This window comes from Bradyrhizobium sp. Bra78 (assembly GCF_024519855.1).
GTDB lineage: Bacteria > Pseudomonadota > Alphaproteobacteria > Rhizobiales > Xanthobacteraceae > Bradyrhizobium > Bradyrhizobium japonicum_G.
In genome coordinates this window covers 18143-44404 of record NZ_JALJRE010000013.1, presented here as the reverse complement: position 1 = coordinate 44404, position 26262 = coordinate 18143, and the positions used below count along the sequence as shown (strand labels likewise).

The following is a 26262-nucleotide window of genomic DNA, read 5'->3' as shown; positions in this document are numbered from 1 at the left end:
GATGACCAATTCTGCCAATCCCGCCTTGTCGCAATGGTCGCTCGACCGCGAGATCGTGATGTCCCGCGTGATCGATGCGCCGCGCGATCTGGTGTTCGAGGCGTGGTCCGACCCAAAGCACCTGCCGCAATGGTTCGGGCCGAAGGGCTTCGAGGTCGAGACCTTCGAGATCGACGTGCGCGTCGGCGGGGTCTGGCGTTTCAACATGATCGGCCCCGACGGCACGGTCTATCCGAACCGGATGCGCTTCCGCCGCATCGAGCGGCCGTCTCTGATGGAGATGGATCACGGTACCGACCAGGACGATGATCCCGGCATGTTCCGCTTTACCGTCACCTTCGCCGAGCAAAGCAACGGCAAGACCGTGCTGATGATGCGGCAACTGGCCTCGAGCACGGAGCAGCGCGACGGCATGATCGGCTTCGGTGCCGTCGAATACGGCTACCAGACGCTGGACAAGCTCGCGGCCTATGTGGGCGGGATGAAGCGGTGAGGCGCAGCCTTCGCGGTTCGCCTGCCACGCGCTCAGTCGTCATGCCCGGGCTTGACCCGGGCATGACGAGAGGAGGAAATAGGGCCGTCTCGCTGGATGGCTTCACTCCTTCGCTTCGTCCGCGACGATGTCACCGAGATTCTGCCAGCGCTGGCCGTCGAACTGCACCATCTGGAACTGCTTGTTGACGCGGTAGTCGGTCGGCGTCGTCGTCACCGAGATGCCCGGCAACGTCAGGTCAAGCACGACGTTCTTGAGGCTGGCGGCCTGGCGCATCACGTTCTCGCGGGTGAGGTCATCGCCGCATTGCTTCAGCACCTGCACCAGGAGCTGCGCGGTGATGTAGCCGTAGACGTTCAGGTTCGAATCCCTGTCGCCGTCCGGGTAGTATTTCGCCATGAAGGCGAGATAGCGCTTCATGCCGGGATCGTCCTTCCACTCGGGATCGGCGGAATCCTTGACATAGCCGACGCTGACGACGCCCTTGGCATTGTCGAGCCCGGCGGGCTTCAGCACCGCGCTGACCGAGGAAGCGTTGATGTCGATGATGTGCAGCGGCTTCCAGCCGATCTCGGCAACCTTCTTGATCGCCTGTGCGGCCTGTTTCGGCGTCGTGGCGCTGAACAGCACGTCGGCGCCGGCATCCTTCAGCCGCAGGATCTGGGAGTCGATGGTCGGCTCAGTGATCTCGTAGGATGTCTCCGCCACGATCATCTTCGCCTTGTCACCGAGACCTGCTTTGAAGCCGGCGAGGTAGTCCTTGCCGAGATCGTCGTTCTGGTAGAGCACGCCGATCCTGGCGTTCGGATAGTTCTTCAGAAGATATTGCGCATAGATCCGCCCCTCCACGAGGTAGGAAGGGTTGAAGCCCATGGTCCAGGGGAAGTTCTTCGGATCGGTAAAGCGCGCCGCGCCCGTTGCCGCGAAGATCTGCGGAACCTTTTTGGCGTTGAGATATTTCTGCACGGCGACGTTCGGTGCGGTGCCGATGATCTGGAAGGTCAGCAGCACCTCGTCGCTCTCGACCAGCCTGCGGATCTGCTCCACCGTCTTCGGCGGCGAATAGGCGTCGTCATACTGGATCAGACTGATCTTGCGCCCGTTTACGCCGCCCTGATCGTTGATCATCGTCATGTAGGCGGCCTGGGTCTTGCCGATCACGGCATAGGCGGAGGCCGGGCCGCTGAGCGGCACGGTCTGGCCGACCTTGATCTCGGTGTCGGAGGCGCCGGGATCGTATTTCTTCTGCGCCTGCGCGACCTGGATCGACAGCGCGACAACCAGCCCCGAGGCTGCGGCGAGCTTGAGAAGAGCGTTCGTCATTTCCATTCCCTGTGATCGTCATTCGCCTTGAGACCGGCCTCGCGGATCAGTCCGGTCCACTTTTTCGTCTCGTTGTCGATGAACTGGCCGAACTCGGCGGCGGTGCCGGCGCGCACCTCGAGGCCCTGGGCGGTCAGCTTGTCCTTGATCGCGGGTTCGGCGAGCGCCCGCAAGACTTCGGCCTGCAGCTTGTCGACGATTGCGCGCGGCGTGATCGATGGCGCCATGAAGCCGTACCAGCCGGCGGCCGCGACGTTGGGAAAGCCCTGCTCGCGCAAGGTCGGCGCGTGCGGGTAGAGCGCGCTGCGCTCGGGTGAGGCGACGCCGAGCACGATGAACTTGCCGCTCTGGATATAGGGCAGAGCGGTCGGCAGGGCCGTCAGCGTGGCATCGACGCGGCCGGCGAGCAGCTCCGTGTAGGACGCCGCATCGCCGCGGAAAGGAATGTTGAGACCCTTGACGCCAGCGTCCCTGAACAGAAGTTCGCCGGCGAGATGCGGCTGCGAGCCGGCGCCGGGCGAGGCGAAGGTCAGGCCATCCGGCTTCGATTTGCCGTAGGCGATTAATTCGGGGAGCGTCTTGAACGGCGCGTCCGCGCTGATGATCAGGAATAGCGGTGCGATCACCGCCATCGCGACCGGCTGCAGATCCTTGCGCTCGTAGGTCAGTTTGCCGAACAGCGCCTCGGCGGTGGCGTAGGGTGCGGCGACGTAAAGAATGGTGTAGCCGTCGCCCGGCGCATGCGCGACCGTATCGTTGGCGATGCGCGTGCCGGCGCCCGGCTTGTTCTCGACGATGAACTGCTGGTGCAGGCTGCGGCCGAACTCTTCGGCGAGCAGCCGCAGCGAGATGTCGTTGGAGCCGCCGGGCCCGTAGGGCGAGATCAGCCGCACCAGGCGCGACGGCCAGGCGTCCTCAGCGCGTACGGAGAATGGAAGCCCGGACAGGGAAAGGGCGAGAGTGCCCAACAATGTTCGGCGCGTGACGGTCATGATGGCCTCCCGGTGGTGGAGCGCCAGTATTCCTGTTCATTTCCTGGCCCTCTTCTTGTTTTGCTTTTGTGTCTCGGCCGCCGGCCCCGCCGCGCCGATGATGGCGCGGATGCTGTCGGCGAGGGCGGCAATGCGCGGGCCGATCTCGCCCTCCAATTGGCCGGGCTGGAGCCGGAACGCGGGGATGCCGCAATTGATGGAGAACGACCGCTTCGTCTCATCGGCATGAAACAGCGGGGCGGCGACGGCGTGGATCGACGCCATGTATTCGCCCCAGCAGGTGCAGAAGCCGCGGCTGGCGCATTGCGTGAGGCCGGCGCGATATCTGTCGCGAAAGGCCGACCACAGCTCGGCATCCTCGCTTGCGATCCGCTCTTCGAGAAGCGCTGCATCGGCAGGCGGCAACGTTGCCGCCGCGGCGCGGCCCATTGCCGTCATCACCACGGGAATGGGCATGCCGATGTCGGGGACGTGCGGGCCGACATCGCCGGAGCGCGCGGTTTCGATATAGATCATCGACGTGCCGTCGAGCAGACCGATCGAGACCGTGCCGCGCACGCTCTGCGCCAGTTCCTGCATCATGGGACGGGCGACCTGGCGGAACTGCATGTCGGCCAGCAGCGGATGCGCCATCCGCAAAGCCCGTGCTCCGACGCGATATTTGGCGCGTTCGGCGTCGTAGCGGAGGTAGCCGAGCTCGGCGAGCGTATGCGTCAGCCGCGCCACCGTCGGGCGCGGAATCCCCGTCAGGGTCGAGAGCTCCATGTTGCCGAGAAGTGTCGTTCCGTCCTTGAAGGCTTCGAGCACCACGAGGCCCTTTGCCAGCGTCGTCGCGAACGCGGCGTCATCGCCACTCGAGGCCAGCACTGCGGCCGCGGATGAGGAGGCGGGAGGCGGTTTGGTCCGGACGCGTTGAGCCATGCCGAGTTTAATGGACCTGCTGCGTTCGCTTGTCCAATAAATTCGAGAATCTCGCCTTCTCCGTCCAATATGTGGACGAAATCGGCGCGGTCACTGCCGGCAAAAAAGACCCGCGCGAGCGAAGCCGCGCACAGATTTTTGTCGTGATTCCATGGCGTTCCGTGACAGGATTATTACGAAGACGTGTCACATCGATTACAGCGGAGCGATTCATGTTGCAGTGGCAGGCGCGGTCAAATCCCCTCGCGTGGTGGTGGGGGTCCCTGACGCTCGTCAGCAGTGCCAACATCCTCGTCTGGTTCATGCTCTACCGCGAGTTCTATCCAACGGTTGCCGGCAGTGTCGGCGGCGGCTCGGATATCGGACTGATGTTCCTGCTCTGCGCAGGCTATGTGTTCGGCTGCGCCTTCCGCTCGTTCCTGCCGCGCGCCGACGTGCAACGCATCTGCCTTTTCGACACCTGGCTCTCCAGCGTCTTCGTCGGCCGCACGGTGGCGACCGTGGCGGAAGTCTGCTTCGCCGCGCAATGGGCGGTTATCCTGCACCAGCTCGGCACCATGACTGGCGCCGAGACCGTCGTGAATATCGCGTGGGTCATCGTGCCGATCATCATCATCGCGGAGTGCTTCTCCTGGTACGCGGTCGTGACCACCAACTTCCTCTACAACGCGATCGAGAACTCGCTGTGGGCGGTGACGTTCTTCCTCGCGGGGATCGCGCTGTGCCGGCTGATGCCTGAATTCCGGGGACCGGTGCGCTGGGCGTTGATTGCCGGCATCGTCGGCATCGCCTGTTTCCTCGCCTTCCTCGTCACCGTCGACGTCCCGATGTATCTCAGCCGCTGGCGGGCCGGGCATGAAGAGGGCAACAGATTCCTCGGCCTCCTCGAAGGCCTGCACGACGTCTCGACGCGATGGGTCGTGACCCACGACATCGCGCACTGGAAGGGCGAGCTGACCTGGATGTTCCTGTATTTCACCGCGGCGGTGTGGTCGAGCCTCGCGCTCTGCGCGCTTTACGCCATGGAAGGCTATCTCACGCGCTACCTCGCCTGACGGCTTACCTGCCGACCAGGCCGCACTTGCTGCGTTCAAGCGGGCGGAAGGCCTGGTCGGGCGGGATGGTTGCGACCAGCTTGACGAAGTCCCAGGGTCCTTTCGATTCCTCCGGCGTCTTGACCTGCACCAAATAGAGATCGTGCACCATGCGCTGGTTGTCGCGGATGCGGCCATTGGGCGTGTAAGCGTCGGAGATGGGCGTCGCCTTCATCTTCGCCATCACGGCCGCGCTGTCGTCCGAGTCGGTATCCTTCACGGCTTGGAGATAGTGGCGCACGGCGGAATAGACTCCGGCCTGGATCTGCGAGGGCATCGCTTTGCGGCGAGCGAAGAACGCATCGGAGAATCTCCGGGCTGCCGGCGAGATGTCCTCGAAGAACGAGGTGACGATGAGATCGCCGCGCGTCGCCTTCAACCCGACGGCCTCGATATCGACGTTCTGGAACGACATCGGCACGATCTTGATGCCCTGGTCGGCAAGACCGAATTCTTCCGCCTGCTTGATCGCCGTGGCGTTGTCGCCGGCGACGTTGATCGCGAGAATCTTTGCGCTCGAGGACTGCGCCTGAAGCAGGAACGAGCTGTAGTCGGGCGTGCCGAGCTGCGCCTTGACGCTGCCGGCGACCTTGCCGCCGAGCTCGGTGATGCGGGCGCGCGCGGTTGCCTCGATCGAATGGCCGAAGGCGTAGTCGCCGGTGATGAAGAACCACGGCTCCTTGCTGGTCTGCATGATGCCGGAGACCACCGCGGTCGCGGTCGAATAGGCGTCCTGGGTCCACTGCACGCTACTCGGTGCACAGGCTTCGTCGGTGAGCTGGTTGGCGCCAGCGCCGGAGACGAGGAAGATTTTTCCGTTGCCGCGCACCAGTTCCTGCACCGCGAGCGCGGCACCGGAACTGCCGCCGTCCGCGATCGCCTGCACGCCGTCGCTGAACCATTTGCGGGCGAGCGAGGCCGGAAGGTCCGGCTTGTTCTGGTGGTCGGCCTGCAGGATCTCGATCGGCTTGCCGTTGATCTTGCCGCCGAACTCCTCCGCCGCCATCCGCGCCGCCTCGACCGAGCCCGGGCCCATCGCGGTCGCGAAGATGCCGTTCATGTCGGTGAGGACACCGATGCGGACGGCCTCGCCCTTGATTTCCGCGTGGGCGATGGTGCCTGCGAGCGTCAGCGTGATCAGCAGGATGGCGGTCGATGTCGTGCGAAGCGTGCTCATGGCGTTTCCTGATTTTGTTGTCGTTGATTGATCTTGGCGTTGGCGGTCAGGCCGGTTCGGCGATGACCTTGTTGCGCAAGGTTCCGATGCCGGAGATCTCGACCTCGACGGTGTCGCCGGGGCGCATCCACAGCGGCGGCGTGCGTTTGACGCCGACGCCGCCGGGCGTGCCCGTGACAATGACATCGCCGGGGACAAGGGGGCAGATCGTCGAGATGTAGGCGATCAGCTCGGGGATGCCGGTGATCAGGAGATCCGTGGTGGTGTCCTGCACCACGGTGCCGTTCAGGCGCGTCCGCAAGGTAAGCTTCGACGGATCGGCGGTCTCGTCGGCCGTCACCAGCCACGGACCAAAACTGCCGCTCTCCGCAAAGGTCTTGCCGGAGAGGAACTGGCTGGTGTGGCGCTGCCAGTCTCGGATGCTACCCTCGTTGTAGCAGGAATAGCCGGCTACGTGGTCGAGCGCGCGGTTCGCGGGGATGTGCCGTCCTTCCTTGCCGATGACGAGCGCAAGCTCGCCCTCATAGTCGAAATCGTCGCTGACCTTCGGCTTCACGATCGGCTGGAGATGGCCGACCTGGCTGCACGGAAAGCGCACGAACAGCGCCGGCTTCTCGGTGACGGTGCGCCCGGTCTCGGCGACGTGGTCGCGATAGTTCAGGCCGACGCAGATGATCTTGCCGGGATCGGGGATGACAGGCGCGAAGCTGATATTGTCGAGGGAATGATCGGGCGCCGTGGACGCGACGAGCTTTGCCGCCTCGGCAACGCGACCAGCTTCGAGCAGCTGCCGCAGCGTCGAGCAGCCTGCCATGCGTGCCCCGAGATCGACGACGCCGTTGTCCTTGACGGCCCCGAAGGAGGCATGGCCGTCGGCGATGAAAGAGAGAAGCTTCATGAGGTGTCCTTGAGCGAAGTCGGTCAGGCCGCGGACGGCACGTGGGTTGGAGGCGTGATGGCCACAATCAGCCGGTCGAGCTCGGTATCGTTGCGGGCGCTACCGCGGACGTAGCGGTCGGGGCGAACCAGTGCGGCGATGATGCCGTGCTCGCGCAACCATGATCCGACACCTTCGGCGTCGTCGCTGGTCAGGATTTCGATTCCAGCTTGCGAAAGAGCGAGACGCGATGGCGGCGCGGCCGCGGTCTCGACCAGCAGCACATGGCTGTAGCCGGTCCGGTCGTCGCTGCGGCGACCGTCGTTCAGCTCGAACTGCGGCACGAGATGTCCGGCGAGAGGCAGATCGCCGAGCACGAGTCCGGGGCCGAGCAGGGGCTTCTTCACCTCGAGCCTGACCGGTGCATTCGCGCGCGCCTCGCCGGCGGCAAGGCCCGCTTCGATCGCCTTGGTGTTGATGATGCCGCCGAGGCGGATAGCGAGCTCGATGAACTCGCGCACATGCGGTTGGCGCTCGCTCTGATAGGTGTCGAGCATATCAGGCGTGGCGCGGTCACGGATGACGCTGGCGAGTTTCCAGGCGAGGTTGGCGGCATCGCGGATGCCGGCGCACATGCCCTGGCCGAGGAAGGGCGGGGTCTGGTGTGCGGAATCGCCCGCGAGCAGCAGACGACCGCTGCGCCATTGCTGCGCGATGACGGAATGAAAGGTGTAGACCGCGGCGCGCTCGAGTTCGGCATCCTCGGGCGTGATCCAGCGCGACAGCAGCTTCCAGACATTTGCCGGCTGAGCCACCTCCTGGGAGTCCTCGTCCGGAAGCACGGTGATCTCCCAGCGTCGCCGCGTGCCCGTGCCCCGGACATAGGTCGCCGGTCGGCGTGGATCGCAATGCTGGATGCTGTAGTCGCCGAGATCGTCGCGGTCGCGCTTGAGCAGCACGTCGATCACCAGCCAGCGCTCGTGGAAGCCGAGATCGTCCATGCCGGAGCCGATGAAGCGGCGCACCAGCGAGCGGGCACCGTCGCAACCGATGACGTAGCCGGCGCGGACTTCGCTCAGCTTCCCGCTGGAAACGTCCTCGTAGCGAATGCGCACGCCGGTCTCGTCCTGATCCAGCGCGAACACGTCGCAGCGATTGCGCAAGGTGACGTGCGGCCAGCGTGACAGGCCGGCGATCAGCACGTCCTCCAGGTCGGGCTGGTGGAAGCGATAGCTGAGATTCCAGCCCATCTGCGTAGGGGTTTGCGGCCGCGACCAGTCCAGCAGCATCTTGCCGTCGGCATCCAGAAACAGCATGCCGGGGCTGAGGATTGTCTGCGGCAGGATCGCCTCGGCGAGGCCGATGGTCTGGAACACGCGCATGCACTCATCGTCGAAATGCACGGCACGCGGCAAATGATAGGTTCGCGCCTCGCGCTCCAGCACCAGCGTGCGAACGCCGCACAGGCCGAGCAAGTTTGCGAACGTGGCGCCGACCGGGCCGCGGCCGACGATCACGACGTCATAATCTTCAGGGACGGATTTATCTTGCATGGGGTATCTCTTCCCCAGGCGATGCCACGGCATCAACACCGCCGCGCCAAGTGTCCGCCCAGCGGACGGCTCGCCTAGATCTCGACGGGAATGGCCGACGCCGTCTCCTGAAGCTGCGCCGCAAACTGCGCCACGGCTTCCTCAATCTTGAGGGCCGAGCGGATCCAGATGATGGAGATGCAGCCGAACACCGCGCCGTTGCGCACGATGGGCACGGCGATCGAGGCGGTCTTGGGATTGTATTCGCCCTCGCTGCGGATCGCGTAGCCACGCGCCTGCGTCTCGGCGATCATGCGGTCGAGGCGGGCTTCGTCGAGAAAGGGGCGATCTTCGGCCTCGTCGATCCGGCGGAGATGATTGACGATCAGGTCGCGCTCGCGCGCGGGGCTGGCGGCGAGATAGGCGCGGCCCGCGGACGTCCGCAGCATCGGCAGGCGCTTGCCGATCATGCCGCGGTCGATCGAGAGCGGGCTGCGCGAATGCGTGGTCTCCTGCACCACCATCGCGGCGTTTTCGTAAGTCGAGAGATCGACCGGCCAGACCAGGGTCTTGCTCAGTTCGGCCAGATAAGGTGCCGCCGCCTGTCAGATCACCACGCCGGGATCGTACCCGTCGCCAAGGCTGAGCGCACGCCGGGTCACACGAAAACGGTCGTCGCTGGCGCTGCGTGCGACATAGCCGAGTTCCTCGAGCGTCTCGAGCAGGCGGTAGACGGTCGGGCGAGGCAGGTCGAGCGCGCGGGCGACATCGCCGGCGCGGATGCCGCCGGAGCGGTTGACTTCGTGCAGCACGTCCAGCCCACGCTTGAACGCGCGGACGCCCTCAGACTGCCGCGGCTGACCGTTCGGCGTCCGCTCCTTGGACACTTCGCATTTCCTCCCTTGTAGCCTGCGGCCTCGCGATTATCGTCTTTGCGAACGCGAGGCGATTGCGGGATGCCACCGTAGGGTCGCGCGCGGCCGGTATCAAGTTCGCCGCAGTGCGGCGGACGCGATGCCTCGGGAGGAATTCGATGGAAATCACCGCGCTCGGCTATATCGGGATCAATTCATCCCAGCTCGACCAATGGGGCCGGATGGCGACCGGGCTGCTCGGTATGCAGCAGATCGATCGCGGCGGCAGGATGCGCGCATTCCGCATGGACGATCGGAAGCAGCGGCTGATCGTCGATGGCAGCAGCGATGCCGGGCTGGCGGTGATGGGCTGGGAAGTTCCGTCGACCGCCGAGCTCGATCAGCTGGCCGCGCGGCTGGAAAGCCATGGCGTGAAGGTGACGCGCGGCTCGCGCGCGCTCGCCGACGAACGTCATGTCGCCGAGCTGATCACGTTCGCGGACCCTGCCGGCAACCGGCTTGAGGCCTTTTGCAAGCCCGAGCTTGCGACCGAGCCGTTCAAGCCGGGCCGGCCGATCTCGGGTTTTCGTACCGGAGCCCTCGGCATGGGTCACGTCGTGATGAACGTGGAAGACGTCGAGCCGTTGCTGCCGTTCTATCGTGACGCGCTAGGCTTTCACGTTTCCGATTTCGGCCTCAAGCCCTACGGGCTCTATTTCTTCCACGTCAACGGTCGCCACCACTCCTTTGCGATGGTTGGCTCGGGGCGGAAAGCGCTGCACCATTTCATGGTCGAGCTTGGCAGCCTCGACGATGTCGGGCAGGGCTACGACCTCGCGCAGATTGACGACGGCCGCGTCGCCTACACGCTCGGACGGCATACCAACGACCACATGACCTCGTTCTACGTGAACACGCCGTCCGGTTTCTTCATCGAATATGGCTGGGGCGGGCGGATCATCGATCCCGAGACCTGGCAGCCGCACGAGACTTTTGACGGCCCGTCGCTGTGGGGCCACGAGCGGCTGACCATGCCGGAAGAGCAACGCAAGCGGCTGCGTGACATGCGGCTCGACGCGGCATCCCGTGGCGTGCGCGTCGCCGACCCGCGCGTGCCGCCCCTGAACTGCGCGTGGCTCGACTCGGTGGTCGCGCGCGAATGATCCGCCGCCAAGCGGAATAGTGCAGACGGCGTCAAGCCTCGCCGAGATCGACCTCTGTCAATATGCCCTGGCGCAGCGCCAGCCGGACCAGCTCGATGTCGGACCCGACGCCGAGCTTGTCCTTGATCATGGAATGAAGGTTCGCCACCGTCTTCGGACTGACATGGAGCGTCTCGGCGATCTCCTCCGTCGTGTTCTCGGCGAGCAGCAGCCGCAGCACCTCGAACTCGCGCGGCGTGAGGACGTCGGCGGCCGAGTTCTCGCCACTGATCCGGCTGAGCGCGAGCTCGTGGTCGATGTCGGGGCTGATGGCGATCTTGCCGGCGAGCACATCCATCACGGCACGGACCAGCGTCTCCGGCGGGCTGGTCTTGGTGACATAGCCTCTGGCGCCGGCGCGGATCGCCTGCACGGCAAAGCCGGCATTTTCGTGCATGGTGAAAACCAGGATTCTCGCGCTCTTGTCCCATTGCCTGATGCGTCTGATGGCCTCGATACCACCGATGCCGGGCATGCTCAGATCCATGATGACGAGATCTGGCGTCTCGGATTTGTACAGACGGTAGGCCTCCGCGCCGTCGGCGGCTTCGGCGATGACCCGAAGCCCCGGCTGCTTCTGAAGCACGGAGCGATAGCCCTCGCGGACGACGGAATGGTCGTCCACCAGCAAAATGGTCGCGCCGGCCGCGCTCATGCGGCGTCCTCCAGCGGAATCCGATCGGCGGCGGCGAGCGGAATGACCACGCGCAATGCGGAGCCGCCGTTCGGCGCGGTCTCGAAGCTCAACTGGCCGCGCAGGGCCGCGACGCGCTCGCGCATGCCGAGCAGGCCCATTCCGGATTTCGCGACGGGATCGGTCGACCGTCCGTCGTCGTCGATCGCAAGTGCGATCTCGTGGGCGCGCATGGTCAATTCCAGGCTCACCTTCGTGGCGCTAGCATGCTTGGCGGCATTGGTGAGCGCCTCCTGCACGATCCGGTAGAGGCTGGCGCTGATCGTGACCGGCAGCGTGTCGAACGCCCCGTGGAAACGGATCGTGAAGCGCGTTTCTCCGCGGCTGCGTCCGTTCCATCCCGCGACCAGGCCTTCGAGGCTGGCGACAAGCCCGAGCTCCTCGACGTCCGGCGGGCGCAGCCGGAACAGCGCACCGCGCAGCGTCTCCATCATGCCGGTTGCGGTCCGCGCGATGCCGTCGCATTCGCCGAGCAGGGACGGGCAGTCCTGCGCGGCGGTCTGGCGGGCGGATGCGGCGAGCGCGCGGATTGCGGCGAGCGACTGGCCGAACTCGTCATGCAGCTCGCGCGCGAGATGGCGGCGTTCCTCATCCTGGAGCGCGATCAGCTTGCGCGTCAGCTCGCTGCGTTCGGCAAGCGCGATGTCGAGGCTTTCGGCGAGATGGTTGAAGACGTCTCTGATCGCGGAGAGCTCGGCAAGGTCGAACGGCGGCAGCCGCGCGGCGAGGTCGCCGTCGGCAATCCGCTCGAGGCCGGTGCGTATCATGCGGGTCGGACGCAGCGCACGGGCAAGGGCGGCATAAACCAGCGTGCACAACAACGGCAGTGCGATCGCAAGCGCGAGCATCAGGCGGCCGGCCTCGTGCCAGGCCTCGGCCGTCTGCACGGCCGGATCGACCGAGACCACGGTCTCGCCGAGCTTCGTTCCGCGCACGATCACGGGCTGTACCGCCGCGCGGCCGGGGTCGAACAGGCTGCGATAGAAGGCCGCGAAGATTTGCGGCGGCAGCCTCGCCGGAATCGGCGCACCGCTACAGAAGCGCTGGAGGATATCGCCGCTTGCGCCACGGAATGCCAGACACAGGCCGGGCGTCATCACATAGGCCGAAACGGGATCAAGATTGGGAAAGTCCGAGCGTGGGCTGGCCACCCATTGGATTTTGCCTTGTTGCAGCTCCAGCGACTTCGCCACGATGGCGGCGATATCGTCGATGCGGGCATGGGCCGCACGATCGGCGGTAATCAGGAAATAGGCGGAGATCGCGGCGAAGCAGGCGGCCGATATGGCGGCCACGCGCAACGTCAGACGGACCTTGAGATCGAACCTCGGACGGTTCCACATTGGCGGGCACCTGGCGCGAACGGGTTTGTCGCTTCCGCATTAGACGGCAGAACGCAACTGGCGGAAAGCCGCCAGGCGCTACCGCGGTGCACCGTCGTGAAAATTTCCCGGTGCTGGCCGGGACCTGCGCCGCTGCAGGGCCCGATTCTGCCGTCCAGATTGCGGCCACTCCGTCGCACGAGGCCCGCTCATGTACCGCTGCCGGTTGATCCTCTCTGCTTTCCTCATCTACGTCCTCCCCAGGGCGTATTCGGCGGCCGACGCCGGGGACGCCATCGGCGTTGCAATGGACGACTTCAGCTATACCGATACGTCGGCCGAGCCGGCGAACCAGACCGCCGCCCACGAGCGAAGGCTGTCAGCCTTCATGGCCGCGCTCAGGCGGGATATCGGCGCAGACGGCCGCTACCGGCCAGTGCCGTCGGCGCAGGACGGTGCGGCATTCAAGGTCATCGGCGGCATCCAGAAGACGAGCACGCTGGTGCAGTGGGCCAAGGTCGCCGTGATCGACGTCGGCGCCAGGAAGGTCGTGATGGACAAGCTCTACACCTTCCGCGGCGACAACGATGAATCATGGGAGCGCGCCGGGATGTTCGTGTCTCGCGAGGTCATGGCCGCACTCGCCACGCCCGCGCCGGTCGCGCTGGCCGTGTTCGAATTCGAGCTCGAGGACACAACCGCTGCTTCGGCGGGCGCGTCGGCCACGTCGGATACGTCATACCTGGCCGAAGTCACCGGCAGTGTCCGTGACGCCCTTGGTCAATCCGGTCGCTACCGCATCGTCGACGTCAGCGGCGAGGCAGTGAAGGCGCGTGCCTTGCGCGACTGTGGCGGCTGCGAGGCCGCGATCGCACGAAAGCTTGGCGCGGATCAGTCGCTGATCGGGGTGGTACGGCGGGTCAGCCGCACCGAATACACGCTCGGCTTCCAGGTCCGCGATGCCAGAACCGGTGCGGTGCTGGCACGCGGCGACAGCGGCCTGCGCCTGGGCGCGGATTATTCCTGGAAACGGGGCGCCGTGAGGTTGGTCAGCGACCGGTTGATCGAGAGCCGGTAGCTCTAGAACGTCAACTGCACCTTCATCGACTGCGACCTGTCGCTGGCGAGCTCGAACGCAGCGACTGCGTTCTCGAACGGCATGGTCGCCGTGATCAGCGGCTTCACGTCGATCAGGCCTTCGCCCATCAGCCGCACCGCAAGCTCGAACTCGGGGTCGAAGCGGAAAGTACCGCGGAGCTGCAATTCCTTGGCGACGATGGAGTTGATCGGCAGCGTCATCTCGCCGCCGAGGCCGAGCTGCACGAGGGTGGCGCCGGGCCTGAGCACGTCGAGTGCGGTGCGGAGCGCCGCCTGGTTGCCGGAAGCCTCGAACAGCGTGTCGAATACCCCCTTGCCGGCGCGCCAGGGATCGAGCGCGGTGGCATTGGTCGCGACATTGATGGCGTGCGTGGCGCCGAGCTTCCTTGCGACCGCGAGCGGCGCATCGGCGACATCGGTCACAACGATCTCGGCGGCGCCGCCGAACCGCGACACCAGGATCATCAGCGCACCGATCGGGCCGCAGCCGGTGATGAGCACGCGCTTGCCGAGCAGGGGACCGGCCTGCTTGCCGGCATGCAGGCACACCGCGAGCGGCTCGGCCACGGCCGCCTCCGCCAGTGAGAGCTTGTCCGCGATCGGCACGGCCTGCGTGGCATCGACCGTGATGAACTCACGAAAGCCGCCTTGCACGTGGGGAAAGCGCATCGCGCTGCCGAGGAACCGCATGTCGAGGCACTGGTTGCGCATGCCTTCCTGGCAATGCAGGCACTGGCCACACGGTTTGCTCGGATTGACCGCGACCCGGGTACCCGGCTTCAGTGCAGTGACATCGTCGCCGACCGCCGCGACCACGCCCGCGATCTCGTGGCCCAGCGCCATCGGCTGCTGGATGCGCACGACGCCGAAGCCGCCGTGGTGATAGTAATGCAGGTCGGAGCCGCAGATGCCGCCATTGGCGATCTTGACGCGGACTTCTCTCGGCCCGGGGGCGGGATCGGGGTAGCTGTCGATCCGCAGATCCTTCGGTGCGTGAATGACGACGGCGCGCATGGCTCGTTCCTTTAGCGGTTCGCGGGTCACATCGCGGCGATCATGCCGCCATCGACATAGATGATCTGGCCGTTGACATAGGTCGAGGCGTCCGACGCGAGGAAGATCGCGGCGCCCACCAGTTCGTCCGGCTTGCCCCAGCGCTTGGAGGGAATGCGACCCATCAGCCAATTGTTGAAGTCGGTGTTGTTGACCAGTGCCTCGTTCATGTCGGTCAGCATGTAGCCGGGTCCGATCGCATTGGCTGTGATGCCGTGCTGGGCCCATTCCACCGCCATCGAGCGGGTGAGGTTCTTGATGCCGCCCTTGGCCGCGGTGTAGGGCGCAATCGTCGGGCGCGCGAGCTCGCTGCCGAGCGAGCCGATATTGATGATCTTGCCGTGCTTGCGCGGGATCATGCGCTTGGCGGCTTCGCGGCCGATCACGAAGGCGCTGGTGAGGTTGGTCTCGATCACCTTGCGCCATTCGTCGGTGGTGAATTCCACCAGCGGCTTGCGATGCTGGATGCCGGCATTGTTGACGAGGATGTCGACCGCAATGCCCTTTTTGTCGAAATTGTCGAACGCCGCGACGATCGCGGGCTCATCGGTGACGTTGAACGCGGCGCCTTCGGCCTGGTGGCCGGCGGCACGAAACTCGGCGACGGCCTGCTCGACGCGCATGGGATCGACGCCATTGACGATGACTTTGGCGCCGGCCTTGGCCATGCCTTCGGCAATGGCGCGGCCGAGGCCGCGGGAGGAGCCGGTCACGAGCGCGGTACGGCCGGTAAGATCGAAGAGGGCGGTGCTCATCTCAAGAAAATCCTCAGACGTTGGAACGGCGCACGGTCAAATCGGAGCGGTCGAATACGGCGGGCAGAAGGTCGACGCCGAGGCCCGGTCCTTCCATCGGATAAACAAATCCATCCTTGATCGTGGGCATGGTGGTGACGAGCTCATTATACCAGCCCTTGTAGAAGGCGCGCACCGATTCCTGGATCAGCGTGTTGGGCTGGCTGAACGACATGTGGATGGCGGCGATGAAGCCGATCGGGCCGATGCAATCGTGCGGCGCGAAGGGCCGGTGATAGGTTTCGGCCATCGCCGCGATCTTGCGGCCTTCGGTGAGGCCGCCGGTCCAGCACAGATCCGCCATCACCACATGCATGGCATCGCGGTCGAGCATGTCCTTGTAGGGGAAGCGCGAGCCCAGAGTCTCGCTGGCGCAGACCCAGACGTCAGTGGAGCGGGCATATTCGGCCAGCGCCTGTGGCGAGTTCATGCGGATCGGATCTTCGTACCAGGTCGGCTTGTAGGGCTCGAGCGCTCGCGCGATCTGCTTGGCGGTCGGCAGGTTCCAGAGCGAATGGAGCTCGACCATGATCTCCATCTTGTCGCCGACCGCTTTTCGGATCTTCTCGAACGGTTCGATCGCCTGCTTCATCTGCGCGGCGGTAATGTAGAGACCCTTGTTCTCCTGGGCCGCCGGATCGAACGGCCAGATCTTCATCGCGGAGATGCCGCTCTCCAGAAGGTTTTCGGCGAGCGCGCCGGCGTGGTGCATGAAGCCGTCGAGATCCTCATAGGGACCTTTGGACGCGCCGAGATTCCAATTCGCGACCGGGCTGATATTGGTGGAGCGGACATATTGTGTGCCGGCACAAGTGTTGTAGATGCGCTGCTTGTCGCGGCAGAGGCCGCCGAGCATCTGGTGTACCGGCTGATTGCAAACCTTGCCGAACAGATCCCACAGCGCGATGTCGATCGCGGAGGCCGCGCGATATTCGACGCCGGTCGAGGACTGCGCCATCGGCAGGTTCAGCATGTCGCGGTGGATGGCTTCGATGTGCAGCGGATTGCGGCCGAGCAGGCGACCGGCAAAGGTGTCGTGGATCTGCGCTTCGACCGCGCCTGCACCATAGAAGGTTTCGCCGAGACCGATCACGCCCGTGTCGGTATGGACGCGCACCCAGATGACGTTGGAGAATTCCTCGGTACGCAGCGTCTCGATCGACGTGATCTTCACGGCAATTGTCCTCCCATCACAGGCGCCTCGCGCCCGTCGTCTCATTTCGCACTGCAGCATGCCGCAGATCGCGCGGAAATCTTACGCCTGCTTGTAATATATCACAACATGTTTTAAGGGTCCGAGAAACAAGGCGCCATCCAGCAACGAGAGCGCGGGTTGACGGGAGAGAACGACATGGCACGGCGCAAGCGCGCACTCGAGGTGATGAAGAACGACGACGGCGAGGGCAAGCCCTCACGGCGCAATCGGCTCAACTTCTTCGAGCTGGCCTATCAGAAGATCGAAGAGCTGCTCGTCCACTGCGAGCTCAAGCCCGGACAATTCATGACGATGCTGGAATTGCAGCATATCACCGGCTTCGGTCGTACCCCGGTGCATCACGCCGTCAATCGTCTCTCCGCCGATACATTGATCATCATCCGTCCGCGACACGGCCTGCACATCGCGCCAATCGATCTGGCGCGTGAGCGCATGCTGCTGGCCTTGCGCCGCGACATGGAGCGCTTCGTGATCCGGCTTGCGGCCGATCGCGCCAGCCTCTCTCACCGCAATCAGGCACTGCACATCGAGCGTCTCCTGCGCGAGCGCCGCTCCACCCTGACCCTCGACGAATTCAACAATATCGACCGCCGCATCGACGCGCTGGTGCTGGAGGCGGCGGGCGAGCCGTTTCTGGTCCATACGCTGCGGCCGCTGCACACGCTGTACCGGCGCATCGGCTACATCCACCACCGTTTCATGCCGGGACAGGCCGAACTGTCAGGCACGATCGATCACCATCTCGCCATTCTCGCCGCGGTCGCCAGCCGCCGCGTCGAGGATGCGGTTAAGGCGAGCGATGCCCTGATCGACTACATGGGCGAGATGTTCAACGGCATGGAGGCGGGAATCGACCCACGCCTGCTCGATTGCAGCATCGAGCCGCTGCTCGGCACGTAAAAGAGTTTTGAAGAAAGGACCAGACATGTCGACGATGGCGATGCCACAACCGACCGCGAGCGAAGCCGCGGTCCGCTACCTCATCACGAACTACAGTCCCAAGGGCAACAAGGTCGGCTGGCTGATGATGGCCTCGATCCTGGTCGAAGCCTGGGACCTGTATTCGATCGCCTTCGTGCTGATCTTCATCAAGGAACAGTACAATCCGGATCCGCTGATGCTGGGCCTTGCCGCCGCCGGTACACAGGGGGGCGCCATGATCGGTGCGCTGCTCGGCGGCTGGCTGTCCGACAAGATCGGCCGCCGCGTCATGTTCCTGGTGACGATGGTGATGTTCATCGTGCTGGCGCTGGCGCAGGCCTTCGTGCCGAACGTCACCTGGCTCATCGTGATCCGGTTCCTGCTCGGCGTTCCGCTCGGCTCGGATATCTCGACCGGCTACACCTACATCATGGAATCCATGGCCAAGGGCGAGCGCGAGGTCATGGGCAATCGCTGGCAGTTCATGTTCGCCGTCGGTGAAGTCCTCACCATCGGCGTCATCGTCATCTTCCTGCTGCTCGACATTCACCACGAGACGCTGTGGCGGGTGACGCTCGGCCTCGGCGCGCTGCCGGCGCTGATCATCCTGATCATGCGGCACGACGTGCCGGAGACGGCGGTGTGGCTGGTGCAGAAGGGACGCTACCGCGAGGCCAAGCAGGTCGCGCGCGAGATGTTCAATGACGATCTCGCCATGCTGCCGGACCATGACGTCGAGGTGCCCAAGGTCTCCACCCGCGCGTTCCTCGCCGACCTCAAGAAGGATCCGATCCGCTGGCGTGCCACGATCTACGGCTGGATCGCCTGCTTCGCGCAAGCCAGCGAGTTCTCGACCTTCGCGTTCTATCTGCCGGTGCTCTTCGTCATGGTCGGCGTGTCGAGCGTGCTCGGCATCAATCTGGTGACGATGGCGCTATTCTCCTTCGCCGCCGTGTCGGGCTGGGTCGGTCCGCTGCTGACGCCGAAGATCGGCCACCGCGGCATCTCGATCGCGGGCTTCTCGATCGTGCTGGTCTCGCTGCTGGTCGCGGCCTTCGCGCTCTACACCGACAACAAGATCCTGCTGCCGTTCGCGGCGGCCGCCATGCTGTGGGGCCATTATTGGGACGCCTCGAACTGCATGACGATCCCGACCATGGTCGCCAAGCCGCAATATCGCGGCACCGCCAGCGGCTTCGCCTACATGTTCGTGAAGCTGCCGTCGTTCCTGGCGATCTTCCTGTTCCCGTCGCTGTTCGCGGCGATCGGGCAGGCCAACGCCACGCTGTTCGTCGCGATCTTCCCGCTGATCGGATTGCTCGCGGCGATCTTCATCCTGCCGGAAGTCTACGGCTACGAGAACGACTGAGGATCGGCGACCCGGTCGCGGCTGTCACGGCCGCGATCGGGCGTTGCCTCGGAGAGCCGCGCGAACAGCTATGGGCTCAGGAAGATGGGATCGATCCAGGTCCCAAGACTGAGCAAGCCGATCGCCTGAAGCTGGGCGCTGTGAAGGTCGATTTCCACGATCGCGAACAGGGCCAGCAGCACCACCGCGGAGAAGATCAACAGCGGGTGGGATGTCTCCGCCCGGCCTCGGTCAGGTGCGGTGAAGCTCTGAAACGAGCGGCGCAGGGAAAAACTTTGCAGCAATGTCTTCGACTGAATCTGCATGATGGACCTCCTTACCGCGCCATATCGTGTCTGCGCGGCAAGCTGAAGCATAAGTCCGCCGCTACCGGCGACATTGATGCGCCGCAAATTGTGCGCGATTACCGGATCGCAACAGCGAGCGCCGCGATCAGGGCCGGCGGCGTCACCAGCAGGCCGAGCTTGAGAAACGGCCAGGCGCCGACCTCGATCTTCTCCCGCCGCAGCGCGACCAGCCACAGGATGGTGGCGAGCGATCCTGTAACGGACAGGTTCGGCCCGAGATCGACGCCAATCAGGATCGCGCTGACGACAGGCGCGGGCAGGTGGTCGCTGGCGGCCACTGAGCCTGCAACGAGACCGACGGGAAGATTGTTGGCGATGTTGTCGGCAATCGCGGTGGCGATGCCAACGCTCCAGGCTGCCTGCGTCACGGATTGACCGACTGCCTGATGCAGCAGCGAACTGAGCTGCCCGATCACGCCGGTCTTGATCAGCGCTTCCACCATCACGAAGAGCCCGCCGACCAGCGGCAGCACGCTCCACGAAACGCCGCGCAGCACGGGCAGCGGCGATTGCCGGCTGATCAGCAGCACGATCGCTGCCGTCGCCACGCCGCAGATGAAGGTCGGCAGGCCCAGTTGCCTGTCGAGCGCGGAGGCCGTGACCAGCACGACGCCGATCGCAACGATGCCGACTGCGGTCAGCTTGCCGCCGCGGCCGAGCTTTGGATGCGGCACGCTGCGCGCGATGGTCTCTTCCTTCAGCGCGCGGTGCTGGGTCAGGCGCAGCACGACATAGGTCAGCACGATGGAGGCCGCGGAGGGCAGGGCGAACAGGCGCAGCCATTCGGTGAGCGCAGGCATGCGCGCGCCGAACACGACGAGATTGGCCGGATTGGAGATCGGCAGCACGAAGCTCGCTGCGTTGGCGATGAAGGCGCAGACGAACAGATAGGGCAGCGGCTTTGCCCCGGCCGCGCGCGTCGCTGCATACACGGCGGGCGTCAGCACGATCGCGGTGGCATCGTTGGACAGCAGCACGGTGACGAGCGTGCCGACGAGATAGATCAGCAGGAACAGGCGCCGTGGAGAGCCGGCCGCATATTCGACCGCAAGCGCTGCAAGATAATCGAACAGGCCCTCGAGCCGGGCCAACTCGGCGATCAGCATCATGCCGATCAGGAAGAGATAGACGTCGACGCCCTTCTCGATGCCGATCACCGCATCCTGCCACGGCAGCAAGCCGAGCAGCACGAGCGCGCCAGCGCCGATGACGGCCCAGACCGCCTCCGGCAGGCGAAAAGGCCGGATGATGACGCCTGCGGTCGCAGCGACGATGATGCTCCAGGCCCAGATGGCGTCAGACGGCACGTTCAGTCCTCGAAATGGGATGTCTCACTCGGCAGCGATAGCGGAAGCCGTCGCCGCTGTCTTCCCTTTCGGACGCGCACCACCATCTGCGATTTGCCGCGTCTCGGGCAGGACGACAAAGCAGACGACGGCGCCGATCGCGGCGACGACGCCGAGCGTGAGGAACGCCGCGCCATAACCCGCGCCGACCACGACGAGACCGGCCAGCGTCGTCGACAGCGCAGCGCCGATGCTCTGGGCGGTGATCACAGCACCTTGCGCGACGTTGAAGCGGCCGGTGTCGCGCATGAGGTCGGCGACGATCACGGGGAAGATCGCGCCGAAGATACCGGCGCCGACGCCGTCGAGAAGCTGCACGCCGACCAGCCAGAACGGATTGTCCGAGAGCGTGTAGAGCACTCCACGAAGCGGCAGGATCAACAGCGCGGCGAGGAAGAAACGCTTGTGGCCCCAGCGATCGGCCCGGGCTCCGACCAGCATCGCGAACGGCACCATCACCAATTGTGCGGCGACGATGCAGGCCGACATCAGGCTGGTGCCCATGTTCTTGTCCTGGAGCGCGAGCTTTTGCCCGACCAGCGGCAGCATGGCCGCGTTGGACAGATGGAAGAGCAGGACGCAGATCGCGAAGACGAGCAGGGGGCGACAGGTCAGGAGCACCGCGAAGCCCGAGGGTCGGTCGGGCCGGCTGTCGTCAGCATCGGCATCGTGGAGCCCGCGCGCAAGGTCGTGGTCGATGGCGCGTTCGGGGATCGCCAGAATGCTCAAAAGGCTCGCGATCGCCATGGCGCCGAGAAGGTAGAACACGACGGTCGGGCCGAACCAGTAGGCGGAGAGCCCGGCAAGCCCCGCCGCGACCGCATTGCCGGCGTGATTGAACGTCTCGTTGCGGCCGATCCGCCGGGTGAAGGCGGCGGGACCGAAGATGCCGAGCGAGACGGCCGCAATCGCCGGCGGAAAGATCACGGCGGCGGCCTGCGCGATCCCTTGCGACAATGCAACGGTTAGAAAGGCCGGAAATATCGGCAGCGACAGCGAGGCGAGCGTCACCATGACGGCGGCGATGACCATCACCAGCCGCTTGGCGCGCGTCGCATCGATCAGCGCGCCGGCCGGGGTCTGCGCCAAGATTCCGGCGATGGTCGCGATCGACATCACGAGCCCGATGCGCGCCTCGTCCCAGTGCTGCTCGGTGAGCAGATAGACGGCGAGATACGGCCCAAGCCCGTCGCGGACGTCGGCGAGGAAGAAGTTGGCCGCATCCAGTGCGCAGCCGGCACGCCTTGCCTGGTCGGGATTTGAGCTCGACATCGGTCCTCGATCGAGGCTGGAAGGGTCCCGGCAGAAACCGCTCTCGCAGCCGCTTTGTTCCGCCTTAAAACTTTACAGCCAGCAACACCGCGCCGGCGCCGATCATGGCGATGCCGACCCAGCCTTGGGCGGACGGACGCTCGCCGAGAAAGGCGAAGGCGAAGAGAGCGACCAGCACGACGCTGAGCTTGTCGATCGGCGCCACCAGCGTCGCGGGCCCGAGCTTCAGCGCGCGGAAATAGCACAGCCACGACGCGCCGGTCGCGAGCCCCGACAGCACCAGGAACAGCCACGTTTTCGATGAGACCGCCGACGGCACCGCGAATTGTCCGGTGAAGAACAACAGAATCGAGAAGGCGAGCAGCACGACGATGGTGCGGATGAAGGTCGCCAGATCCGGATTGATGTTCTCGATGCCGACCTTGGCGAAGATCGCAGTCAGCGCGGCGAAGCAGGCGGACAGCAGCGCCCAGGTCTGCCAGGCGGAGAGGAGAGCGGGTTTCATGAGGATATCTCTTAGACTAGCGCGTCACCGACAGCTTCTCGGCGATCGCCTTGCGCAAAATGCGCGACAGCGACTCGACCGAATAGGGCTTCTGGATCAGCTCGAAGCCGCGATGGGCGTTCTCGGCGAGCACGTTGCTGTAGCCGGAGGTGAGCACGACGGGCAGGCCCGGATAGCGCTCGCGGATGATGCCGGCGAGCTCGACGCCGTTCATGCCGGGCATGATGACGTCGGAGAACACGAGATCGACGGCGAATTCGTTCTCGCCCAGGATCGCCAGCGCCGCGTTGGCGTTGGCGACGCGGCGGACGACGTAGCCGAGGTCTTCCAGGAGCTCGGTGGAGAAGCGGCCGACCTCGTCGTCGTCCTCCACCACGAGCACGCGATAGCCGCGCCCGGTGGCCGCGGCCTCATAGGTCAGCGCCGCAGCTTCCTTGTCCGTGGCGGGGCTTTGCGCCTGCGGCAGATAGATGGTGAAGGTCGCGCCTTCACCTTGCGTGCTCGTCACGGCGATGTCGCCCTCGGACTGCTTTGCGAAGCCGAAGGCCTGGCTGAGGCCGAGGCCCGTTCCCTTGCCGACCTCCTTGGTGGTGAAGAACGGCTCGAAGATGGCCTCGATGTTCTCGGGCGCGATGCCGCTGCCGGTGTCGGCGACCGAGATCGCGACATAATCGCCGCCGCGCGCCGATTGCGCGCGCAGGCTCGGAATCCCGACGACCTTGCGCACGGCGATGGTGAGGCGGCCTTCGCCGTCCATGGCGTCGCGGGCGTTGATGGCAAGGTTGATCAGCGCGGTCTCGAACTGGGCGACGTCGGCGACGGTGAAGCAGTCGGCATCGTGAACCTCCACCGCGATCTCGATGCGGCCGCCGACCAGCGGCCGGACCAGTTGCGCCACGCCCTCGACCTGGGTGCCGACGTTGAAGATCTGCGGTTTCAGCGGCTGCCGGCGTGCAAACGCCAGCAGCTGTGCGGTCAGCTTGGAGGCGCGCTCTACGGTGTCGGAGATGGCGTCGACATAGCGGCGGCGGCGCTCCTCCGGAAGCTCGCGGCGGCGCAGGAAATCGGTGGCCGAGCGGATGATGGTGAGCAGATTGTTGAAGTCGTGCGCGACGCCGCCGGTGAGCTGGCCGATCGCCTCCATCTTCTGCGACTGCCGCAGCGCTTCCTCGCCGCGGCGGCGGTCTGTGATGTCGACGGCCTCCGGCACCGCGCCGGTGATGTTGCCGTGACGGTCGAGCACGGGGCGCATGCCGAACTCGAAGTCGCGCTCGCCGATGGGAAGGCGCAGGCGCATCTCCAGCCGCACCGCTTCGCCTTTGAGCACGGTATCGAAGGCCTCGCGCACCAGCGCGCTCATGCCCTCCGTCGCGCTGAACCAGGGGGTCTGCCACAACGGCTGTCCGATCACGTCCGACGAGCTCGCCTTGATGCCGTCCAGCGCGGTCTTGTTGGCGTAAAGCACTTCGCCCCTGAGATTGACGAGGCCTTGATACTGGTTGCTGGTCTCCAGGATCGCGCGCAGCCGGGCCTCGTTGGATTCGAGTTCCGCGGTGCGCTCGACGATGCGTTCTTCCAGCGTCTCGTTGAGCTGGCGGAGCTCGATCTCGGCCTGCTTGGCCACCGTGATGTCGTGGGCAACGCCGATGAAGCCGATATGCCTGCCGGTCGGGTCCCAGCGCGGCTGCGATTCCGAGCGCAGCCAGCGCCATTCGCCGTCGGCGTTCTTGTAGCGGGCTTCCAGCACGAAGGGCTTGAGCGAAGCTTCACCCTGGACCGACTGCTGCAGCACATGCGGAAGGTCGTCCGGATGCAGCACCTTGCGCCAGTCGAAGACGATGGCCTGGTCGTAGGGCAGGCCGACGAAGTCGACATAGGCCTGGTTGGCGAAGGAGCGTGTGCGGTCGAGTTTCGTGACCCAGATCGGCACCGGGGCGCTGTCGGCAATCAGCCGGAAACGCTCCTCGCTCTCGCGCAGGGTCTCGCGCGCGAGCGCCTGGGCGGTCACGTCGATATGGGCGCCCACGAGCCGGATCGCGCGGCCGTCACGGTCGCGCTCCAGCTTGGCGACTACGCGGATCCAGCGGGTCTCGCCGTCGCTGGGACGGATGATGCGGTATTCGGCCGTGTAGTCCTCGCTGGTGCCGGACAGCGCAGCGAGGAAATGCTTCACCGCAGCGTCGCGGTCGTCGGGATGGATGCGATTGATCCAGTCCTCGTGGGACTCGTCGGCGGCTTCCGGCGGCAGGCCGTGGAGGATCAGATATTCCGGCGAGCGGCGGTTCTTGAAACCCTCGCGGAAATCGACTTCGAGGCCGCCGACCTTGCCGATGCGCTGGATGCGCGCCAGCTCCGCCTCGCGCTCCTGGAGTGCGCGATAGGCGTTGTCGCGCTCGCGCGCGATTTCTTCGAGGTGCTGGCGCAGCCTCTCGGCTGCGGCGGTCTCGGGCAAAGGATCGTTCAAGGTGTCGGCCGTTGTGATGCGTGAGCGCACGTGCCGGGCCGATATTCACACAGACAAAGCGTGATAGCCATTGTTTAGAGCGGACATTGCAGGGAAAGCCGCCACCGGACGCAGCGTGGTGGTATGAACGAACGCCGGCTCTGGCTATTTGTTCCGAAGATTGGAACGATGGCATCTGCGGGCGCGTATCTGCCAGGCGCGACGACGCGCATTGATAAAACTCCCCTTCGGATGAGGCTAAATCTTGAAGCTTTTTGTCTGCCAGGCCTGCGGCAATGTCCTCTATTTCGAGAACCGTGCCTGCGAACGCTGCGGCCACCGGATCGCCTTCCTGCCGGAGAAGGAGACGATGTCGGCAATCGAGCCCGACGGTGAGGCCTGGAAGACGCTGGCCGACAAGGGCGCAAGCCGCGTGCTGTGCCGCAACGCCGAGTACGATGCCTGCAACTGGCTGACGGATGTGGGCGACGCCACCGGTTATTGCCGCGCCTGCCGCCATAACGGCATCGTGCCGGATCTGTCCGACCCGGCGCAACTCGCCGGCTGGCGCGAGCTGGAGGTGGCAAAACACCGACTGTTCTATTCCCTGATCCGCTGGAAGCTGCCGCTGCAGACCCGGAAGGACGATCCCGAGCATGGCCTGATCTTCAACTTCCTCGCCGACGACCCGAACAGCGGGCAGAAGGTCCTGACCGGCCACGACAACGGCCTGATCACGATCGCGCTGACCGAGGCCGACGGCATCGAGCGCGAGCGGCGCAGGCTGGAGATGGGCGAGCCGTACCGGACGCTGCTCGGGCACTTCCGCCACGAGGTCGGGCACTATTTCTGGGACGTGCTGGTGAGCGAGGGCGGCAAGCTGGAAGAATGCCGCGTGGTGTTCGGCGACGATTCCGTCGATTACGGCCAGGCCCTGCAGCGCCACTACGCCGAGGGGGCGCCGCCCGACTGGCAGCAGAACTACGTCTCGGCCTATGCGACCACGCACCCCTGGGAGGACTTCGCCGAGACCTGGGCGCACTATCTGCACATCGTCGACACCCTGGAGATGGCCTCCGAGTTTGGCATGGAGGTCCGCCCCAAGGTCGACCGCGACGGGGAGTTGACGACCCGTATCCGTTTCAACCCTTACGAGGCCAGGGACGTCGAGGCGCTGGTCAACGCATGGCTGCCCTTCACGTTCGCCATGAACAGCGTCAACCGCGCCATGGGGCTGCGCGACCTCTATCCCTTCATCCTGTCGCCGGCCGTCGTCGCCAAACTCGGCTTCATCCAGGGCCTGGTCCGGGACGTCGCCAAGGCCAAAAAGGCGTAGGTGCGGGCGCAGGCGCAGGCGTCCTGGAGGCTCGGAAAGGCCATTTCGGTCTTGTGCTGGTACGCCAGAAGGCCCGGATTT

23 protein-coding genes and 1 pseudogene are annotated in these 26262 nt (G+C 65.2%); 7 read left to right on the top strand and 17 right to left on the bottom strand.

Annotated elements, in window-relative coordinates; genetic code table 11:
• Position 1 precedes the first annotated feature (1 nt).
• The gene (locus tag OC450_RS26120; protein ID WP_211386550.1) at positions 2-493 is read left to right on the top strand and encodes an SRPBCC family protein; all 492 of its coding nucleotides are present in this window, start codon (positions 2-4) and stop codon (positions 491-493) included.
• 102 nt (positions 494-595) lie between these two features.
• Here the strand turns inward: OC450_RS26120 and OC450_RS26115 are convergent, their stop codons facing one another.
• From OC450_RS26115 to OC450_RS26105, 3 genes are read right to left on the bottom strand one after another with little or no spacing between them, the layout of a single operon-like run.
• Positions 596-1816, bottom strand: coding sequence for an ABC transporter substrate-binding protein (locus tag OC450_RS26115; protein WP_211386549.1), 1221 nt, complete (start codon positions 1814-1816; stop codon positions 596-598).
• Positions 1813-2808 carry a Bug family tripartite tricarboxylate transporter substrate binding protein gene (locus OC450_RS26110; protein ID WP_262048929.1) on the bottom strand — a complete coding sequence of 332 codons (996 nt, stop codon included), beginning with the start codon at positions 2806-2808 and terminating at the stop codon, positions 1813-1815. The genes OC450_RS26115 and OC450_RS26110 overlap by 4 nt, the downstream gene beginning before the upstream one ends.
• 36 nt (positions 2809-2844) lie before the next feature.
• Complete coding sequence (locus tag OC450_RS26105; RefSeq protein WP_262048928.1) at positions 2845-3729, bottom strand: IclR family transcriptional regulator; 885 nt, start codon at positions 3727-3729, stop codon at positions 2845-2847.
• Between the two features lie 212 nt (positions 3730-3941).
• On the opposite strand from OC450_RS26105, the gene OC450_RS26100 reads away from it, so the two are divergent.
• Complete coding sequence (locus OC450_RS26100) at positions 3942-4784, top strand: hypothetical protein (RefSeq protein WP_211386546.1); 843 nt, start codon at positions 3942-3944, stop codon at positions 4782-4784.
• Positions 4785-4788: 4 nt separating this feature from the next.
• Here the strand turns inward: OC450_RS26100 and OC450_RS26095 are convergent, their stop codons facing one another.
• The 4 genes and pseudogenes from OC450_RS26095 to OC450_RS26080 form a co-directional block, all read right to left on the bottom strand.
• Positions 4789-6000 (bottom strand): ABC transporter substrate-binding protein, encoded by a 1212-nt coding sequence (locus OC450_RS26095; protein ID WP_262048927.1) that lies wholly within the window; start codon positions 5998-6000, stop codon positions 4789-4791.
• 46 nt (positions 6001-6046) lie between these two features.
• Positions 6047-6898: a fumarylacetoacetate hydrolase family protein gene (locus OC450_RS26090; RefSeq protein ID WP_262048926.1), complete on the bottom strand. Its 852-nt coding sequence runs from the start codon at positions 6896-6898 to the stop codon at positions 6047-6049.
• Positions 6899-6921: 23 nt separating this feature from the next.
• Positions 6922-8430 carry a bifunctional 3-(3-hydroxy-phenyl)propionate/3-hydroxycinnamic acid hydroxylase gene (locus OC450_RS26085; protein WP_262048925.1) on the bottom strand — a complete coding sequence of 503 codons (1509 nt, stop codon included), beginning with the start codon at positions 8428-8430 and terminating at the stop codon, positions 6922-6924.
• 74 nt (positions 8431-8504) lie between these two features.
• Positions 8505-9296 (bottom strand): annotated as a pseudogene (locus OC450_RS26080) (DNA-binding transcriptional regulator).
• Positions 9297-9442: 146 nt separating this feature from the next.
• On the opposite strand from OC450_RS26080, the gene OC450_RS26075 reads away from it, so the two are divergent.
• A complete protein-coding gene (locus OC450_RS26075; RefSeq protein ID WP_262048924.1) occupies positions 9443-10426 on the top strand; it encodes a VOC family protein in 984 nt (327 codons plus the stop codon).
• Positions 10427-10457: 31 nt separating this feature from the next.
• Here the strand turns inward: OC450_RS26075 and OC450_RS26070 are convergent, their stop codons facing one another.
• Both OC450_RS26070 and OC450_RS26065 read right to left on the bottom strand, forming a co-directional pair.
• Positions 10458-11120, bottom strand: a complete 663-nt coding sequence (locus OC450_RS26070; RefSeq protein ID WP_211386540.1) for a response regulator transcription factor — start codon at positions 11118-11120, stop codon at positions 10458-10460.
• A complete protein-coding gene (locus OC450_RS26065; RefSeq protein ID WP_262048923.1) occupies positions 11117-12502 on the bottom strand; it encodes a sensor histidine kinase in 1386 nt (461 codons plus the stop codon). Before OC450_RS26065 ends, OC450_RS26070 begins: the two co-directional genes overlap by 4 nt.
• 190 nt (positions 12503-12692) lie before the next feature.
• Here OC450_RS26065 and OC450_RS26060 point away from each other — a divergent pair, with 190 nt between their 5' ends.
• Positions 12693-13559 (top strand): DUF3280 domain-containing protein, encoded by an 867-nt coding sequence (locus OC450_RS26060; protein WP_262048922.1) that lies wholly within the window; start codon positions 12693-12695, stop codon positions 13557-13559.
• Between the two features lie 2 nt (positions 13560-13561).
• Here OC450_RS26060 and OC450_RS26055 read toward each other — a convergent pair whose 3' ends face one another.
• From OC450_RS26055 to OC450_RS26045, 3 genes are read right to left on the bottom strand one after another with little or no spacing between them, the layout of a single operon-like run.
• Positions 13562-14593 (bottom strand): L-idonate 5-dehydrogenase, encoded by a 1032-nt coding sequence (locus tag OC450_RS26055; protein WP_211386537.1) that lies wholly within the window; start codon positions 14591-14593, stop codon positions 13562-13564.
• A 26-nt stretch (positions 14594-14619) separates the two neighbouring features.
• Positions 14620-15387 carry an SDR family oxidoreductase gene (locus OC450_RS26050; protein WP_211386536.1) on the bottom strand — a complete coding sequence of 256 codons (768 nt, stop codon included), beginning with the start codon at positions 15385-15387 and terminating at the stop codon, positions 14620-14622.
• A gap of 13 nt (positions 15388-15400) precedes the next feature.
• On the bottom strand, positions 15401-16600 hold the full coding sequence (locus tag OC450_RS26045) for a mandelate racemase/muconate lactonizing enzyme family protein (RefSeq protein WP_211386535.1): 1200 nt from the start codon (positions 16598-16600) through the stop codon (positions 15401-15403).
• Between the two features lie 177 nt (positions 16601-16777).
• Between OC450_RS26045 and OC450_RS26040 the strand changes: the two genes are divergently transcribed.
• Both OC450_RS26040 and OC450_RS26035 read left to right on the top strand, forming a co-directional pair.
• Positions 16778-17542 (top strand): GntR family transcriptional regulator, encoded by a 765-nt coding sequence (locus OC450_RS26040; RefSeq protein WP_262048921.1) that lies wholly within the window; start codon positions 16778-16780, stop codon positions 17540-17542.
• A gap of 25 nt (positions 17543-17567) precedes the next feature.
• On the top strand, positions 17568-18932 hold the full coding sequence (locus OC450_RS26035) for an MFS transporter (RefSeq protein ID WP_211386533.1): 1365 nt from the start codon (positions 17568-17570) through the stop codon (positions 18930-18932).
• A 68-nt stretch (positions 18933-19000) separates the two neighbouring features.
• Here the strand turns inward: OC450_RS26035 and OC450_RS26030 are convergent, their stop codons facing one another.
• The 5 genes from OC450_RS26030 to OC450_RS26010 all read right to left on the bottom strand — a co-directional run bounded on the left by OC450_RS26030 (position 19001) and on the right by OC450_RS26010 (position 24896).
• Entirely contained in the window at positions 19001-19237 is a 237-nt protein-coding gene (locus OC450_RS26030; protein WP_262048920.1) for a hypothetical protein, read from the bottom strand.
• A gap of 98 nt (positions 19238-19335) precedes the next feature.
• Entirely contained in the window at positions 19336-20586 is a 1251-nt protein-coding gene (locus OC450_RS26025; RefSeq protein WP_211386531.1) for an arsenic transporter, read from the bottom strand.
• A 24-nt stretch (positions 20587-20610) separates the two neighbouring features.
• Positions 20611-21897, bottom strand: coding sequence for an MFS transporter (locus OC450_RS26020; RefSeq protein ID WP_262048919.1), 1287 nt, complete (start codon positions 21895-21897; stop codon positions 20611-20613).
• Positions 21898-21961: 64 nt separating this feature from the next.
• On the bottom strand, positions 21962-22402 hold the full coding sequence (locus OC450_RS26015; RefSeq protein ID WP_262048918.1) for an EamA family transporter: 441 nt from the start codon (positions 22400-22402) through the stop codon (positions 21962-21964).
• A 16-nt stretch (positions 22403-22418) separates the two neighbouring features.
• The gene (locus tag OC450_RS26010) at positions 22419-24896 is read right to left on the bottom strand and encodes a PAS domain S-box protein (protein WP_262048917.1); all 2478 of its coding nucleotides are present in this window, start codon (positions 24894-24896) and stop codon (positions 22419-22421) included.
• Between the two features lie 214 nt (positions 24897-25110).
• Here OC450_RS26010 and OC450_RS26005 point away from each other — a divergent pair, with 214 nt between their 5' ends.
• Entirely contained in the window at positions 25111-26181 is a 1071-nt protein-coding gene (locus OC450_RS26005) for a putative zinc-binding metallopeptidase (protein ID WP_256808294.1), read from the top strand.
• The last annotated feature ends 81 nt before the right edge of the window (positions 26182-26262 follow it).

Excerpts from the sequence above, each read along its gene's own strand:
- OC450_RS26110 (WP_262048929.1), bottom strand. The coding sequence starts at position 2,808 with ATGACCGTCACGCGCCGAACATTGTTGGGCACTCTCGCCCTTTCCCTG.
- OC450_RS26060 (WP_262048922.1), top strand. The coding sequence starts at position 12,693 with ATGTACCGCTGCCGGTTGATCCTCTCTGCTTTCCTCATCTACGTCCTC.
- OC450_RS26100 (WP_211386546.1), top strand. The coding sequence starts at position 3,942 with ATGTTGCAGTGGCAGGCGCGGTCAAATCCCCTCGCGTGGTGGTGGGGG.
- OC450_RS26040 (WP_262048921.1), top strand. The coding sequence starts at position 16,778 with ATGGCACGGCGCAAGCGCGCACTCGAGGTGATGAAGAACGACGACGGC.
- OC450_RS26115 (WP_211386549.1), bottom strand. The coding sequence starts at position 1,816 with ATGACGAACGCTCTTCTCAAGCTCGCCGCAGCCTCGGGGCTGGTTGTC.
- OC450_RS26065 (WP_262048923.1), bottom strand. The coding sequence starts at position 12,502 with ATGTGGAACCGTCCGAGGTTCGATCTCAAGGTCCGTCTGACGTTGCGC.
- OC450_RS26035 (WP_211386533.1), top strand. The coding sequence starts at position 17,568 with ATGTCGACGATGGCGATGCCACAACCGACCGCGAGCGAAGCCGCGGTC.
- OC450_RS26075 (WP_262048924.1), top strand. The coding sequence starts at position 9,443 with ATGGAAATCACCGCGCTCGGCTATATCGGGATCAATTCATCCCAGCTC.
- OC450_RS26090 (WP_262048926.1), bottom strand. The coding sequence starts at position 6,898 with ATGAAGCTTCTCTCTTTCATCGCCGACGGCCATGCCTCCTTCGGGGCC.
- OC450_RS26120 (WP_211386550.1), top strand. The coding sequence starts at position 2 with ATGACCAATTCTGCCAATCCCGCCTTGTCGCAATGGTCGCTCGACCGC.
- OC450_RS26020 (WP_262048919.1), bottom strand. The coding sequence starts at position 21,897 with ATGTCGAGCTCAAATCCCGACCAGGCAAGGCGTGCCGGCTGCGCACTG.
- OC450_RS26085 (WP_262048925.1), bottom strand. The coding sequence starts at position 8,430 with ATGCAAGATAAATCCGTCCCTGAAGATTATGACGTCGTGATCGTCGGC.
- OC450_RS26070 (WP_211386540.1), bottom strand. The coding sequence starts at position 11,120 with ATGAGCGCGGCCGGCGCGACCATTTTGCTGGTGGACGACCATTCCGTC.
- OC450_RS26095 (WP_262048927.1), bottom strand. The coding sequence starts at position 6,000 with ATGAGCACGCTTCGCACGACATCGACCGCCATCCTGCTGATCACGCTG.
- OC450_RS26050 (WP_211386536.1), bottom strand. The coding sequence starts at position 15,387 with ATGAGCACCGCCCTCTTCGATCTTACCGGCCGTACCGCGCTCGTGACC.
- OC450_RS26055 (WP_211386537.1), bottom strand. The coding sequence starts at position 14,593 with ATGCGCGCCGTCGTCATTCACGCACCGAAGGATCTGCGGATCGACAGC.
- OC450_RS26105 (WP_262048928.1), bottom strand. The coding sequence starts at position 3,729 with ATGGCTCAACGCGTCCGGACCAAACCGCCTCCCGCCTCCTCATCCGCG.
- OC450_RS26030 (WP_262048920.1), bottom strand. The coding sequence starts at position 19,237 with ATGCAGATTCAGTCGAAGACATTGCTGCAAAGTTTTTCCCTGCGCCGC.
- OC450_RS26015 (WP_262048918.1), bottom strand. The coding sequence starts at position 22,402 with ATGAAACCCGCTCTCCTCTCCGCCTGGCAGACCTGGGCGCTGCTGTCC.